At 71.1% G+C, this 13,578-nt stretch carries 15 protein-coding genes; 9 read left to right on the top strand and 6 right to left on the bottom strand.

What is annotated here, in order from left to right:
* The first annotated feature begins 67 nt into the window (after nt 1–67).
* Entirely contained in the window at nt 68–1,837 is a 1,770-nt protein-coding gene (locus ET989_RS03595) for a VanW family protein (protein ID WP_165490006.1), read from the top strand.
* 39 nt (nt 1,838–1,876) lie between these two features.
* Here the strand turns inward: ET989_RS03595 and ET989_RS03590 are convergent, their stop codons facing one another.
* On the bottom strand, nt 1,877–2,410 hold the full coding sequence (locus tag ET989_RS03590; RefSeq protein ID WP_131167187.1) for an RNA-binding protein: 534 nt from the start codon (nt 2,408–2,410) through the stop codon (nt 1,877–1,879).
* Nucleotides 2,411–2,479: 69 nt separating this feature from the next.
* On the opposite strand from ET989_RS03590, the gene fdxA reads away from it, so the two are divergent.
* Together fdxA and dapC are read left to right on the top strand one after the other, a co-directional pair.
* On the top strand, nt 2,480–2,800 hold the full coding sequence (gene fdxA / locus ET989_RS03585) for a ferredoxin (RefSeq protein ID WP_131167186.1): 321 nt from the start codon (nt 2,480–2,482) through the stop codon (nt 2,798–2,800).
* Nucleotides 2,797–3,894 carry a succinyldiaminopimelate transaminase gene (dapC, locus tag ET989_RS03580; RefSeq protein WP_131167185.1) on the top strand — a complete coding sequence of 366 codons (1,098 nt, stop codon included), beginning with the start codon at nt 2,797–2,799 and terminating at the stop codon, nt 3,892–3,894. Before fdxA ends, dapC begins: the two co-directional genes overlap by 4 nt.
* A 55-nt stretch (nt 3,895–3,949) precedes the next feature.
* On the opposite strand, the gene ET989_RS03575 is transcribed toward dapC, so the two are convergent.
* From ET989_RS03575 to ET989_RS03565, 3 genes are all read right to left on the bottom strand, one after another.
* Complete coding sequence (locus ET989_RS03575) at nt 3,950–4,816, bottom strand: hypothetical protein (protein WP_131167184.1); 867 nt, start codon at nt 4,814–4,816, stop codon at nt 3,950–3,952.
* An 11-nt stretch (nt 4,817–4,827) separates the two neighbouring features.
* Nucleotides 4,828–5,763 (bottom strand): 2,3,4,5-tetrahydropyridine-2,6-dicarboxylate N-succinyltransferase, encoded by a 936-nt coding sequence (dapD, locus tag ET989_RS03570; RefSeq protein WP_131167183.1) that lies wholly within the window; start codon nt 5,761–5,763, stop codon nt 4,828–4,830.
* Between the two features lie 74 nt (nt 5,764–5,837).
* Entirely contained in the window at nt 5,838–6,908 is a 1,071-nt protein-coding gene (locus ET989_RS03565; protein ID WP_131167182.1) for a hypothetical protein, read from the bottom strand.
* Between the two features lie 65 nt (nt 6,909–6,973).
* Between ET989_RS03565 and dapE the strand changes: the two genes are divergently transcribed.
* The 4 genes from dapE to ET989_RS03545 are packed head-to-tail and all read left to right on the top strand — an operon-like array spanning nt 6,974 to nt 9,293.
* Nucleotides 6,974–8,029, top strand: coding sequence for a succinyl-diaminopimelate desuccinylase (dapE, locus tag ET989_RS03560; RefSeq protein WP_131167181.1), 1,056 nt, complete (start codon nt 6,974–6,976; stop codon nt 8,027–8,029).
* A gap of 16 nt (nt 8,030–8,045) precedes the next feature.
* A complete protein-coding gene (locus tag ET989_RS03555) occupies nt 8,046–8,822 on the top strand; it encodes an LOG family protein (protein ID WP_131167180.1) in 777 nt (258 codons plus the stop codon).
* 2 nt (nt 8,823–8,824) lie between these two features.
* Complete coding sequence (locus ET989_RS03550; RefSeq protein WP_131167179.1) at nt 8,825–9,154, top strand: DivIVA domain-containing protein; 330 nt, start codon at nt 8,825–8,827, stop codon at nt 9,152–9,154.
* Nucleotides 9,126–9,293, top strand: coding sequence for a DUF3117 domain-containing protein (locus tag ET989_RS03545; RefSeq protein ID WP_131167178.1), 168 nt, complete (start codon nt 9,126–9,128; stop codon nt 9,291–9,293). Before ET989_RS03550 ends, ET989_RS03545 begins: the two co-directional genes overlap by 29 nt.
* Nucleotides 9,294–9,363: 70 nt before the next feature.
* Here the strand turns inward: ET989_RS03545 and glgA are convergent, their stop codons facing one another.
* Complete coding sequence (gene glgA / locus ET989_RS03540; protein ID WP_131167177.1) at nt 9,364–10,560, bottom strand: glycogen synthase; 1,197 nt, start codon at nt 10,558–10,560, stop codon at nt 9,364–9,366.
* A gap of 139 nt (nt 10,561–10,699) precedes the next feature.
* Here glgA and glgC point away from each other — a divergent pair, with 139 nt between their 5' ends.
* Nucleotides 10,700–11,923, top strand: a complete 1,224-nt coding sequence (glgC, locus tag ET989_RS03535) for a glucose-1-phosphate adenylyltransferase (RefSeq protein ID WP_131167176.1) — start codon at nt 10,700–10,702, stop codon at nt 11,921–11,923.
* A 68-nt stretch (nt 11,924–11,991) separates the two neighbouring features.
* On the opposite strand, the gene ET989_RS03530 is transcribed toward glgC, so the two are convergent.
* Nucleotides 11,992–12,642, bottom strand: coding sequence for an O-methyltransferase (locus tag ET989_RS03530; RefSeq protein WP_241656186.1), 651 nt, complete (start codon nt 12,640–12,642; stop codon nt 11,992–11,994).
* Between the two features lie 51 nt (nt 12,643–12,693).
* On the opposite strand from ET989_RS03530, the gene dapA reads away from it, so the two are divergent.
* On the top strand, nt 12,694–13,575 hold the full coding sequence (gene dapA, locus ET989_RS03525) for a 4-hydroxy-tetrahydrodipicolinate synthase (RefSeq protein ID WP_131167175.1): 882 nt from the start codon (nt 12,694–12,696) through the stop codon (nt 13,573–13,575).
* The last annotated feature ends 3 nt before the right edge of the window (nt 13,576–13,578 follow it).

The following is a 13,578-nucleotide window of genomic DNA, read 5'->3' as shown; positions in this document are numbered from 1 at the left end:
GGTGATTCGGAGGACCAACCCCGCCTCGCCTACCATGACTCGGAAAACCCCCGCAGAAGTGGAACGCATGACCTACACCGACCCCCAGGCCGCAGCACCGGCCCCAGCCCCCCGCAAAAAGCGCGGCGGCACGATCGCCGCCGTCCTGGTGGGTGGCATCGTCCTGCTGGCCGGCGGCGCCTACGGTGCCGGATACATGCTCTCCGGGGAGACACTCGCGCCGAAGACGACCGTCGAGGGCGTCCCGGTCGGCGGGCTGACCCCCAGCGAGGCCCAGACCAAGCTGACCACCGAGCTGGCCGCTAGATCCGAGGCACCGATCACCGTCAAGGCCGGCGAGCACGCGCTCACCAAGAGCCCGGCCGAGCTGGGCCTGGGCGTGGACGCCCCCGCGTCCGTCGCCGCCGCGAGCGTGGGCGCGTCGTTCAACCCGCTCGAGATCTGGGAGAACCTCGTCGGCGGCCAGGCGTACGAGGCGGTGCTGACCCGCGACGACGCCAAGCTGGACGCCACGGCATCCGAACTCGCGCAGCTCACCGACGTCGACCCGGTCAACGCCGAGCTCGTGATGGAAGACTGCAAGCCTGCGCTCAAGGAGGGCGCCCCCGGCGTCAAGCTGGACGCCGCCGCCACCAAGGACGCCGTGGCCGCGGCCTACCTCGACGCGACCGAGGTGACGGCCGTCGTCGTCGAGAAGGAACCCGACGTGACAACCGAGGAGGCCCAGCAGGCCCTCGACGAGGTCGCGGCGCCGGCGCTCTCGGCCCCGGTCACGCTGACCGCCGGCGACAAGACGTTCGCCGTCGAGCCGGGCATGATCGCCAAGGCCCTCTCCTTCGAGGCGGCCGACGGGGGCATCAAGGCCAACGTCGACCCCGACATCCTGATGGACGAGGCCAGCACCGCCCTCAAGGGCCTGGGGCTGGACGAGCCGCAGGACGCCCGCTTCCGCTTCGAGGGCGGCAAGCCCGTCATCGTGCCGTCCGTCGACGGCATGGGCGTGGACAAGGAGGAACTGGTCCAGGTCGTCCAGGCCGCCATGGTCAAGGCCGGCGACCGCACCGGCACCGTGACCGTCGCCCAGAAGAAGGCCGACTTCACCACCGAGATGGCCGAGAAGATGGGCGTCAAAGAGATCACCGGCGAGTTCACCACGAACTTCCCGGCCAGCGCCTACCGGGTCAACAACATCGGCAAGTCGGCCGGCCTCATCAACGGCGTGTTCCTGAAGCCGGGCGAGGAGTTCTCGATGAACAAGGTGCTCGGTCCGCGCACCCTGGCCCGCGGCTGGATGGCCGGCGGCGCCATCGACGGCGGCCGCGTCGTCGAGCGCATGGGCGGCGGCATCTCGCAGACCACCACGACGACCTTCAACGCGATCTTCTTCGCCGGCCTGGAGGACATCTACCACAAGCCCCACTCGCTCTACTTCAGCCGCTACCCGATGGGGCGCGAGGCCACGCTCGACTACAACTCGGTCGACATGAAGTTCCGCAACAACACCGACTACGGCGTCCTCATGCAGGCCTTCACGAACAACCCGAAGGTCGGCGGCCAGGGATCGGTGACGGTGCGCGTGTGGTCGACCAAGACGTACGACGTGAAGGCGTCCGACCCGGTGCGCAGCAACGTGAAGACGCCCGGCCCCGCCATCAAGGACAACTCGCCGGTCTGCAGCCCCCAGAGCGCCATGAACGGCTTCACGGTGACCTACAACCGCCTGTTCTACCGGGGTGGGTCGCTGGTGCGCACCGAGCCGTTCAAGTGGACGTACAACACCCTCACGCCGGTGGAGTGCACCAACCCGAACCGCCGGGCGGACCGCATCGAGCGCTGATGCGCCCAGGACTCGTGCAACGACCGGCGAGGACTCGTCCTAGCCCAGGAGCGTGAACCCGTCCGGGGCGGCGTCGCCCCGGACCTGGACCGAGCGCGCGCCCATGCGCGTCGCCCACCACGCCGCGGCCACGACCGTCGAGTCGGACGCCGTGGGCAACGTGACCCACTCGCCCTCGAACCGCGCCCGGACGCCGTCGACCTCGGCCCACTCGCCCCACGCCGGGACGGTGGCCGGGGGCGTCCGGCCCTCGAGCAGGGACGAGATGCGCCCCACCCACGCCGGCCCGGAAGCCCCGGCACGCTGGGCGAGGGCGTCCAGCAGGTCTCGGGGGGTGGCCTCGGGACGCCGGCCCAGCGCGACGGCGACGCGACGGATGGCGTCCACCTGCGCGCGCTCCAGGGCGTGCTCGACACCCCGCCGGTCCACCACCCTGACACCCGTCGCCGACAGGCCGGTCACGAAGCCGATCACCTCCCGCGCGCCCGCGTCGGAGAGCACCCGCAGGCTCACCCGCTCGCCCTGCGACGGGGGCGGATCCAACGATCCCACGACATCGTTCGGCGCGGGCATCGAACCTCCTGTTGAGCGTTGTATGGTGGGGCCCTGAGTCAAGCGAGGGAACTGTCAGGAGCGTATTCGATGACCTACATCATCACCCAGACGTGCGTCGACGTGAAGGACCTCGCGTGCGTCGAGGAGTGCCCCGTCGACTGCATCTACGAGGGCAACCGGATGCTCTACATCCACCCCGACGAGTGCGTCGACTGTGGCGCCTGTGAGCCGGTCTGCCCCGTCGAGGCCATCTACTACGAGGACGACGTCCCCGCCGACCAGGCGGAGTTCTACGACGTCAACGTCAAGTTCTTCGACAACCTCGGTTCCCCCGGCGGCGCCGCCAAGATGGGCAAGATCGACGCCGACCACCCGGTCGTCGCAGCACTCCCGCCCCAGGGCGAGTGACCGGACTGTCGGGCCGCCTGCCCGACTTCCCGTGGGACACCATCGCGGGGGCGCGTGACCGCGCCCGCGCGCACCCCGACGGCATCTGCGACCTCTCGGTCGGGACGCCCGTCGACCCCGTCCCGCAGCTGGCCCTCGACGCGCTCGCGGCGTCGGCGTCCGGTTGGGCGGGCTACCCGACCGTGTGGGGGACGCCCGCGCTCCGCGAGGCGATCCGGGGCTACCTCGAGGGGCGCTGGAGCAGCGTCCCGCTGGAGGACGCCAACGTTTTACCCGTGATCGGCACCAAGGAGCTCGTGGCGCACCTGCCGCTCCAGCTCGGCGTGGGCCCCGGCGACACCGTGGTCATCCCGACCACGGCCTACCCGACCTACGAGGTGGGCGCCCGCATCGCCGGCGCCGAGGTGCTCGCCACCGATGACCCCGTCGAGGCGGCCGCTGCCCGCCCGCGGCTCATCTGGATCAACTCCCCGGCCAACCCCCACGGCGCCATCCTCGGCGCCGACGCGCTGCGCGCGTGGGTGGACGCCGCCCGTTCCGTCGGCGCCGTGCTGGCCTCCGACGAGTGCTACGGCGAGTTCGGCTGGGACGTCGAGCCGGTCTCGGTGCTGCACCCCGACGTCTGCGGCGGGACGCCCGAGGGCCTGATCGCCGCCCACTCGCTCAGCAAGCGTTCCAACGTGGCGGGCTACCGAGCCGGGTTCCTCGCCGGCTGCTCGTCGTTGCTGGGCGAGCTGCTGGAGGTGCGCAAGCACTCCGGGCTGATGGTGCCCGGCCCCGTCCAGGACGCGATGGTGGCCCTGCTGGGTGACCACGACCACGTCGCCGAGCAGCGCGGACGCTACCTCGCGCGCCGGGCGGTGCTGAAGCCGGCCCTGGAGGCCGCGGGCTTCCGCATCGACCACTCCGAGGGGTCGCTCTACCTGTGGGCCACCCGCGGCGAGGACTGCCGCGCCACCGTCGACTGGCTCGCCGAGCGGGGCATCCTGGCCGCTCCGGGCGACTTCTACGGTGCGGCGTCCGGCCGGCACGTCCGCATCGCGCTGACCGCCTCCGACGAGCGCATCGCCGCCGCGGGGTCCCGTCTCGGCTGACGCTCCGCGGCCCCTGAGCTGCGACGAAGGAGCCTCGAAGGGCCCGCCGCAAGGATCAGGGGGTCGGTGTGGGCGTCGGGCGCACATCGAAGCGCACGACGACGGTGGTGCCGCCCGTCGGCTCGCCCTCCCACGTCGCCAGCTCGCGCGAGCTCGGCGTCCACGTGCGGCCCGCGACGTCGACGCCGGCCAGCCCGAAGCGGTGGTGGTTCGCGACCGACAGGGACGCCGCCGACCAGGCCAGCTGGGCCGACTCCGCCTCGATGGTCACCTCGTCCGCGGTCCGTGTCACGCGGCTGGACGCCGGCAGCGTCCGCTCCAGGAAGGTCGCCAGCCCCTCTGGGTCGCCCGTCGGCGGGTCGAACACGCGGCAGGTGAAGGAGGCCGGCGTCTCACCGGTCAGCGCGCTCGCGAGGCGGCGGGCGTTCTCCACGTGCTTGGCGTAGCCGTTGGGGTGGCCGCTGCGCTGCACCTCCTGGGCGACGTCGTTGACGTCGCCGTTGCGCCAGTCCGGCACCTTGACCAGGGCATCGTAGAACCGGTTGGACGCGTGATACGGGTCGCGCACCTCGGTCGGGCTGCCCCAGCCCTGTGAGGGCCGCTGCTGGAACAGCCCCAGCGAGTCGCGGTCGCCGTAGGTCAGGTTGCGGATGCCCGACTCCTGGTAGGCCGTCGCGATCGCGATGGTGGACGCCCGCGGCGCGAGCCCGCGCTGGGTCGCCACCCCGACGATCATCGACAGGTTCTCGGCCTGCTCGGTCGTGACCGACACGGTCATGTCCGCCACGGACGCCGAGCATTGGTCGCCCAGGGGCATGGGTTCCTTGTTCCAGGCGTACAGCGCCCACAGCCCGACGACGATCCCGGTCATCACGAGCGCCGTGATGACCAGCGCCACGAGGACGCGTCGGATCGCCGTCAAGGGTCGCCCGCTCAGTTCGCGTGCAGCGCGGCGTTGAGCTGGACCGTCTGGCCCTTGCGGGGACGGACGGCCACGGCACCGGTCACGGAGTTGCGGAAGAAGAGCAGGGCGTCGGACCCGGACAGCTCGGCGGCCTTGACGACCTGGCCGTCCGGCAGGGTCACCTTGGTGCCCGCGGTGACGTACAGGCCAGCCTCGACGACGCAGTCGTCGCCGAGCGAGATGCCGATGCCGGCGTTGGCGCCCAGCAGGCAGCGCTCGCCGACCGAGACCTGCTCCTTGCCGCCGCCGGACAGCGTGCCCATGATCGAGGCGCCGCCGCCAACGTCGGAGCCGTCGCCCACGACGACGCCCGCCGAGATGCGGCCCTCGACCATGGACGCCCCGAGGGTGCCGGCGTTGAAGTTCACGAAGCCCTCGTGCATCACGGTGGTGCCGGAGGCGAGGTGCGCGCCCAGGCGGACGCGGTCGGCGTCCGCCACCCGCACGCCGGAGGGCACGACGTAGTCGACCATGCGCGGGAACTTGTCCACGCCGAAGACGGTCAGGTGCCCACGCGCGGCGCGTAGCGCCCCGCGGACGTCCTCGAAGCCCTCGACGGCGCAGGGGCCGGCCGAGGTCCACACGACGTTCGGCAGGACGCCGAAGATGCCGTCGAGGTTGGGGGTGCGCGGCGCGCAGACCCGGGCGCTCAGCAGGTGGAGGCGCAGGTAGGCGTCCGCCGTCGAGGCCGGGGCGGCGTCGAGGTCGATGACGGTCTGGACGACCTCGGTGCGCACGCCGCGGATGTCGTCGGCCACCTGGGCCGCGAGTAGGGCGGCCGGCGTGACGGCGTCCGCCTCGGGGGAGCCGAGGGCCGGGGCGGGGTACCAGACGTCGAGGACGTCCCCGGCGTCGGTCGTCGTGGCCAGTCCCCAGCCCCAGGCGGGGCGCGCGGCAGTCGTCATCTCAAGGTCTCCTCGGGTCGTTCGGGCAGGGCCCGCCTAGGGCCCGAAGCGTGGATCAGCCTACGTCAGGTGGGTCACCACCAGGTGACGACGGCCGGGTCCTGGGTCAGGTCGACGGTGTAGCCGCGCTCGCCGTTGAGGACGGTGGTCGCCTCGGTGGTGAGACCGTCGCGGGTCACGGTGGCGGTGGCGTTCACGGTGAACGGGATCTTCCCGCCGGCGGTCATCGCGGCCGGGTCGAGCACGGGGGCGAAGGCCGCCCACGGGTCGTTGGCGCCAGCGAAGCGGACCGAGCCCTCGGCCACCTCGACGCCGTCGGTGGAGACGCCGAACGGGCAGTTGGCCGGGCGGGACTCGGTGGCGGCCAGGCACTCGTCGTAGCGGGTCCTCACCGCGTTGAGCACGGTCTGGTGGCCGAGCTCGGACAGGCCGGGCACGACGTCCATGCGGAACGGGTCCTGGGTGGGGGAGGCGATGGTGGCCGTCGGTTCGCCGTGCAGCTGCACCTTGTCGTTGACCGGGGCGGCCGTGTAGGTGCCCGGGAACACCGGGTTGGTCGCCTCGGTGAGCTCCGCACCGTTGACGGTGAGGGCGTCGAGGTTGGCCAGCGTCAGTTCGCCGAGGCCGTCGACGAGCTTCCACGACGAGCGGCCGTCGCCGGTCAACTGCAGGCGGGTCTCCACCGGCTGGTCCCCGAGGCGGTAGCTGACGTCCACGGTCGGTGCGTTCTCCTCGCCGCCGATCGCGCCCACCTGGACGTCGGTCAGCGGGGCCGCCTCCTTCGAGGCGGCGAGAACGGCGTCGGTGAGCAGCGCGGTGTTGGCAGGCTGCTCGGCGAGGTGCTCCAGGGCCAGCGCCGCGTCACCGTCGGCCACCGACGTCAGGTAGCTGGTGGCCGTGTCGCGGATGGCGGCCTCGCGGTTGGCGCGGCTGGTCGACACGGCGAACCAGACGACGCCGGCGATGAGCGCCACCACGAGCAGCGCGGACAGCAGCCACACGAGCGGACGCGGCCCGCTCGGCTTGGCGTCGGGCCCGTCGGGCGCGACGGTGGAGCCTCCCTCGACGGTGGTGTCGAGCTCGGGGGTGTCGCCGGCCGCCTCGAACGAGGGCAGGGCCTGGGTGGGCTCGTCGGGGTGCTGCATGGGGTCTCCTGGCTTCGGCATTGACAGCCATTTTGCCACGGGGGCGCAGGGCTAGGCTGACCGGCATGGCACTGGACCTCTCCGCCGCCCTGCCCGACCTGCTCATGGCCGTGACCGACATCGAGTCCGTCAGCGGCAACGAGCGCGCCCTCGCCGACGCCGTGGAGGAGGCCCTCGTTGCCCCCCCGCACCTCACGGTCGAGCGCGACGGAGACGCCGTCGTGGCCCGGACGACGCTGGGCCGCGGCACCCGCGTGGTGGTCGCCGGGCACCTCGACACCGTCCCGCTGGCGGCCAACCTGCCGTCGTGGCGCCAGGGCGACCTCATCTACGGACGCGGTACGTGCGACATGAAGGGTGGCGTGACCGTCGCCCTCGCCGCGGCCGCCCAGCTGTCCGAGCCGCGCCACGACGTGACGTGGATCTTCTACGACAACGAGGAGGTCGAGGCGGTCAAGAACGGCCTCGGACGCCTCGCGCGCAACCGCCCGGACCTGCTCGCCGGCGACTTCGCGGTGCTGATGGAGCCCACGGGTGCCCGGATCGAGGGCGGCTGCCAGGGCACCCTGCGCTTCGAGGTCACCACGTCAGGCACGGCGGCGCACTCGGCCCGCAGCTGGCTGGGGCACAACGCCATCCACAACGCGGGCGTCCTGCTGCGGACGCTGGCCGACTACGAGCCGCGAACGGTCGAGGTCGAAGGGCTTGAATACCGCGAGGGCCTCAACGCCGTCGGCATCACCGGCGGCATCGCCGGCAACGTGATCCCCGACCGCTGCACGATCACCGTCAACTTCCGGTTCGCGCCCGACCGCGACATCGCCGACGCCAAGGCCCACTGCGCGCAGGTGTTCGCCGGGCACGACCTCGTCTGGACCGACGAGTCGCCCGCCGCCCGCCCCGGCCTGGACCGCCCGGCCGCCGCCGAATTCCTCACCGCGGTCGGCGGCGAGCCGCGCGCCAAGTACGGCTGGACGGACGTGGCGCGCTTCTCAGCGCTCGGCGTCCCGGCGGTGAACTTCGGCCCGGCCGACCCCGGCAAGGCGCACACCGACGACGAGTTCTGCCCGGTCGCCGACCTGCACGCCTGCCATGACGCCCTGCTGCGCTGGCTGGGCTGACGGCTAGGCTGCGGGCGTGGGCAAGGACAAGGGCAAGCGGCGCGGCACCCGCCACCAGGGGCCGGTGATCCGACGGCACGACCAGGTGCAGTCGACGACGACCGACCAGCGACTGCTCGAGAGCCGCGGCGACACCGACTGGGTGCACTCCGACCCGTGGCGCGTCATGCGTATCCAGTCCGAGTTCGTCGAGGGCTTCGGCACCCTGGCCAAGGTGGGGCCGGGCATCAGCGTGTTCGGGTCGGCCCGCACGCCGAAGGACCACCCGATGTACGCTGCGGCGGTCGAGGTCGGCCGCCGGCTGGCCGGGGCTGGGTACGCGACCATCACCGGCGGTGGTCCCGGCATCATGGAGGCCGCCAACAAGGGGGCCCTTGAGGCGGGGGGTGTCTCGGTCGGGCTCGGCATCGAGCTCCCGTTCGAGGACCAGCTGAACAGGTACGTCTCCCTCGGCATCAACTTCCGCTACTTCTTCGTGCGCAAGGTGATGTTCCTGAAGTACTCGGAGGGCTTCGTCGTCATGCCGGGCGGCTTCGGCACCTTCGACGAGCTCTTCGAGGCGCTCACGCTCGTGCAGACGCGCAAGATCACCCGCTTCCCGATCGTCCTGTTCGGTAGCGAGTACTGGGCCGGGCTCGTCCAGTGGCTCCGCCAGGAGGTCGCGGGCTCGGCGTACATCAACCCCGACGACCTGGACATGCTGCAGATCACCGACGACATCGACGAGGCGGTCCGCATCGTCACCAGCTTCCGGGAGAACGGGGCCGTGCCGGTCCCGCCGGTGGAGGGCTGAGCATGGAGTGGTTCCTGTGGCTGCTCGTGCCCGTTGTCCTCGCCGTGGCCGCGGTGGCTGCCACCGGGCGGCTCGGGGAGATGCCGCCGCCCGTCCACGACGCCCCCGTCCTCGACCTTCCGGAGCGCGACCTGAGCGGCGCGGACGTGCGCGGCCTGCAGTTCGCGGTGACGGCGCGCGGCTACTCGATCGCCCAGGTGGACGAGCTGCTGGACCGGCTTGCGGGCCAGTTGGACGGGCCTTTCCCCGCGTCTGCGATAATGGAAGTCAGCGAGTTCTCGCAGTCTGGCAGAGAGGGAGAACATGGCAGCAATGAAGCCCCGCACGGGTGAGGGCCCCATCGAGGTCGCGAAGGAGTCCCGCGTCATCGCGATGCGGATCCCGGCCGATGGTGGTGGCCGGCTCGTGATCGAGATGAACGCGACCGAGGCAGCCGAGCTGCTCGAGGCCCTCAAGAGCGTCGTCGGCTGAGACACCCCACGAGAAGCAGGGCGTCCCCCGGGTTCAACCCGGGGGACGCTTTCGTTTCTCCGCCGCGGACTCAGCCCTGACGCGCCTGCCTGCGCTGCTGGGCCGCCTTGTAGACCTCGACGGTCTCCTGGGCGATCTTCTCCCAGCTGAACTCGTCGATGCAGCGTTGGCGTCCGGCCTTGCCCATCCTCTCGGCGAGCTCCGGGTCGCGCGTGATGGTGTTGACCTTGTCGGCGAAGGTCCTCTCGAAGTTCGCGATGAACTCCGCGTCGCCCGCCCTGGCGGGGTCGTAGGGCACCAGCAGGCCGGTCTCGCCGTCGACGACGACCTCCGGGATGCCGCCGACCGCGGACGCCACGACGGGCAGCTCGCAGGCCATGGCCTCGAGGTTGACGATGCCGAGCGGCTCGTAGATCGACGGGCAGGCGAACACGGTCGAGTGGGTGAGCACCTGGCGCACGGACGCGCGGGGGAGCATCTCCTGCACCCACTTCACGCCGCTGCCGCGGGCCTCGTTGAGCTCGGCGAAGGCGCCGTTGAACTCGGCGGCGATCTCCGGGGTGTCCGGGGCGCCGGCCAACAGCAGCACCTGGGTGTCCGGATCGAACATCTTCGCCGCGCGGACGAGGTGGATCAGCCCCTTCTGGCGGGTGATGCGGCCCACGAAAGTGACGATCGGCTTGGAGAGGTCGACGCCCAGGCCCTCGACGACGTCGGTGTCGTGGTCGGGCTTGAACTCCTGGGGGTCGATGCCGTTCTTCACCACATGGATGCGCTCTGTCTCCACGAACGGGTAGGCGTCCTGAATGTTCTTGATCATGGCAGCCGACACCGCGATGACGGCGTCCGCGTTCTCGTAGGCGGTCTTCTCGATCCAGCTTGAGACGCGGTAGCCGCCGCCGAGCTGCTCGACCTTCCACGGGCGGTCCGGCTCGAGGCTGTGGGCGGTGACGACCAGGGGGATGTCCTGGAACTGGCTCGCGATGATGCCGGCGAACTGGGCGTACCAGGTATGGGCGTGGACGACGTCCACCTCGGGGATGGCGGCGGCCATCGCCACGTCGGCGCCGAGCGTGCGGATCGCGCCGTTCGCGCCGGCCGGGTAGTTCTCGGCGTGGGCTGTGGCACCCTCGCGGGGCTCGCCCATGCACTGGACGTCGACCAGGTCGGTGAACTTCTCCAACTGGGGGACGAGCTGCCCGACGTGGACGCCGGCGCCGCCATAGATGAACGGGGGGTACTCACGTGTGAGGATCGAAACGCGCATGGCCCGATCGTGTCACAGCGTGCCCTCCGGGGAGGGGAAACAGGCGAGACCGCCCGTGGGGCGAACGCCGGGGGGACGGTGGCGTGACCATTCTCCGATTTCGGTGCCCTTTGCCCTCGAGGTGGCCTAGGTTGGGTTCATGCGCAATCGACCGAACGTCCTGTCGATTGTCCTGGCCGGTGGCGAGGGCAAGAGGCTGATGCCCCTCACCGCCGACCGGGCCAAGCCGGCGGTTCCCTTTGGCGGCACGTACCGCCTCATCGACTTCGTCCTGTCCAACCTGGCGAACTCCGGCCTCACGAAGATGGCCGTGCTCACCCAGTACAAGTCGCACTCCCTCGACCGGCACATCGCCCAGACGTGGCGTATGTCGACGTTGTTGGGCAGCTTCGTGGCCTCGGTGCCCGCGCAGCAGCGCACGGGCAAGCAGTGGTACATGGGCAGTGCCGACGCCATCTACCAGTCCCTGAACCTCATCACGGACGAGGAGCCGGACTACATCGTGGTCTTCGGTGCCGACAACATCTACCGCATGGACGTCAACGCCATGCTGGAGGCCCACATCGACTCCGGTTTGGAGTGCACCGTGGCCGGCATCCGCGTGCCGCGCTCCGAGGCGTCCGCCTTCGGCATCATCGACGCCGCGGACGACGCCAAGATCCTCCAGTTCCTCGAGAAGCCGGCCGACCCGCCGGGGCTGCCGGACAGCCCGGACGAGTCGTTCGCGTCCATGGGCAACTACATCTTCACCCGCAAGGCGTTCGTGGAGATGCTCAAGGCGGACGCCGAGGACCCGGACTCCAAGCACGACATGGGCGGCAACGTCGTCCCGTTCTTCGTGAACAAGGGCCAGGCCCAGGTGTACGACTTCACCAAGAACGACGTCCCCGGCTCGACCGACAAGGACCGCAACTACTGGCGCGACGTCGGAACCATCGACGCCTACCACGCGGCCCACATGGACCTCGTCAGCGTCGACCCCGAGTTCAACCTCTACAACCGGCACTGGCCGATCTTCACGCAGCAGTACCAGGCCCCGGGTGCGAAGTTCACCCTCCGCGGTACCGCCGAGGACTCGATCGTCTCGGCCGGCTGCATCATCTCCGGCGGCGACGTCGACCGCTCCGTCCTCAGCCCGAACGTCGTCGTCGACAAGTGGGCGAAGGTGGAGGAGTCGGTGATCTTCTCCGGTGCCCGCGTCGGTCGCAACGCCGTCGTCCGCCGAGCGATCCTCGACAAGGGTGTGCACGTGGAGGACGGCGCCGAGGTCGGCGTCAACCGGGACGCCGACCTGGCGCGTGGCTTCCACGTGTCGGACTCCGGCATCACGGTCGTCAGCAAGAACGGCAGCGTCAACGCCTGACCAGCACGGCGAACGGCCCCGCGGGAGTGATCCCGCGGGGCCGTTCCGCGTTCCGGAGGAGGTCCGCCTCAGGCGCGACGGGCCACCAGCAGGCCGTCGCCGAGGGGCAGCAGGACGGGGGAGAGTTCCTCGGACTCCTTCACCGCGGCCAGAGCCTCGCGGATGATGACGACCTCGTCGTCCTCGTTCGACTCGTCGGCCACGCGGCCGCCGGCCAGCGCGTGGTGCAGCACCAGCAGGCCGCCGGGGCGGAGCAGGCGCAGGCCCTGCTCGACGTACTCGACGTACTCCAGCGGGTCGCCGTCGACGAAGACCAGATCGTAGGCGCCGTCGCTCAGCTTGGGCAGCACCTGGAGCGCCGCGCCGGCGATCAGGCGGGCGCGGCGGTTGGCGTGGCCGGCGGCCGTGAAGACCGTGCGCGCGGCGCCCTGGTGCTCGGGCTCGGAGTCGATCGAGGTGAGGACGCCCTCGGGCGCCATGGCGTCCAGCAGGGCCAGGCCCGACACGCCGGTGCCGGTGCCGATCTCGGCCACCGCGCGGGCGCCGATGGTGCCGGCGAGGAAGCCGAGCACGCCGGCGACGCCGGGGGAGACTGAGCCGATGCCCATGCGCTCGGCGGCAGAGCGTGCGTCGCGGGCGGCCTCGGCCTCGGGCACGAAGGATTCCGCCCAGGCGTAGACGGACGGGCGGGGGGCGGCGGGCTTCGCGGCGGCGTTCACGCGCCCACCCTATCGCCAGAGCTGTGGCGGGCGTGTCCTAGACTGCTCAGCATGGCCAATCCTCCCTTCGGGCGCCTCATCACGGCCATGGTGACGCCCTTCAGCGATGACGGTTCCCTCGACCTCGACGAGGCGCGCCGCCTGGCGGCGTACCTGGTCGATGAGCAGGGCAACGACGCGCTCGTGATCAACGGAACGACCGGCGAATCCCCGACGACCGACGACGGCGAGAAGAGCGAGCTGCTCAAGGCGGTCGTGAACGAGGTCGGTGACCGCGCCAAGATCATCGCCGGCGTCGGCACCAACGAGACAGCGGCGACGATCAAGCGCTGCCGCGACGCGCTGGAGGCGGGTTGCGACGGCCTGCTCGTGGTCACCCCGTATTACAGCAAGCCGCCGGCCGACGCGCTGCTCGAGCACTTCCTGCTCGTCGCGGACGCCACCGACCTGCCCGTCATGCTCTACGACATCCCCGGCCGCTCGGCGATCCCGATCCCCGAGGACACGCTCATCGAGCTGGCCCGCCACCCGCGCATCGTCGCGGTGAAGGACGCCAAGGGCGACCTCGTCAGCTCCGCCAAGGTGATGTCGGTCACCGACCTGGCCTATTACTCCGGCGATGACGCGCTGACCCTGCCGCTGATGGCGGTGGGCGGCGTCGGCGTCGTGGGTACTTCGACGCACTTCAGCGGCGCGGCCACCAAGGAGTGGATGGACCTGGTCGCCGAGGGCGCCCACGAGGACGCCCTGGAGATCTACCGGCGCCTCCTGCCCGTCTACACCGGCGTCTTCGCGACCCAGGGCTGCATGCTCGTCAAGGCCGGCCTCGCCTCGCGCGGGTTCAACAAGACGGTGCTGCGGCGTCCGCTGAAGGCCGCGAGCCCGTCGCAGGCGCGCACGTTCGTCCAGTTGCTCGAGGCGGCCGGGCTCTAGGCC

The sequence above is a fragment of the Propioniciclava sinopodophylli genome (genome assembly GCF_004324755.1).
Classification (GTDB): Bacteria; Actinomycetota; Actinomycetes; order Propionibacteriales; family Propionibacteriaceae; genus Propioniciclava; species Propioniciclava sinopodophylli.
The sequence above is the reverse complement of the archived record's forward strand: the minus strand, read 5'-3'. Positions and strand labels throughout refer to the sequence as shown.

Bases quoted from the DNA above. Each gene is read 5' to 3' on its own strand.
- ET989_RS03595 (WP_165490006.1), top strand. From the start codon at position 68: ATGACCTACACCGACCCCCAGGCCGCAGCACCGGCCCCAGCCCCCCGC.
- ET989_RS03590 (WP_131167187.1), bottom strand. From the start codon at position 2,410: ATGCCCGCGCCGAACGATGTCGTGGGATCGTTGGATCCGCCCCCGTCG.
- fdxA (WP_131167186.1), top strand. From the start codon at position 2,480: ATGACCTACATCATCACCCAGACGTGCGTCGACGTGAAGGACCTCGCG.
- dapD (WP_131167183.1), bottom strand. From the start codon at position 5,763: ATGACGACTGCCGCGCGCCCCGCCTGGGGCTGGGGACTGGCCACGACG.
- ET989_RS03565 (WP_131167182.1), bottom strand. From the start codon at position 6,908: ATGCAGCACCCCGACGAGCCCACCCAGGCCCTGCCCTCGTTCGAGGCG.
- dapE (WP_131167181.1), top strand. From the start codon at position 6,974: ATGGCACTGGACCTCTCCGCCGCCCTGCCCGACCTGCTCATGGCCGTG.
- ET989_RS03550 (WP_131167179.1), top strand. From the start codon at position 8,825: ATGGAGTGGTTCCTGTGGCTGCTCGTGCCCGTTGTCCTCGCCGTGGCC.
- ET989_RS03545 (WP_131167178.1), top strand. From the start codon at position 9,126: ATGGCAGCAATGAAGCCCCGCACGGGTGAGGGCCCCATCGAGGTCGCG.
- glgA (WP_131167177.1), bottom strand. From the start codon at position 10,560: ATGCGCGTTTCGATCCTCACACGTGAGTACCCCCCGTTCATCTATGGC.
- glgC (WP_131167176.1), top strand. From the start codon at position 10,700: ATGCGCAATCGACCGAACGTCCTGTCGATTGTCCTGGCCGGTGGCGAG.
- dapA (WP_131167175.1), top strand. From the start codon at position 12,694: ATGGCCAATCCTCCCTTCGGGCGCCTCATCACGGCCATGGTGACGCCC.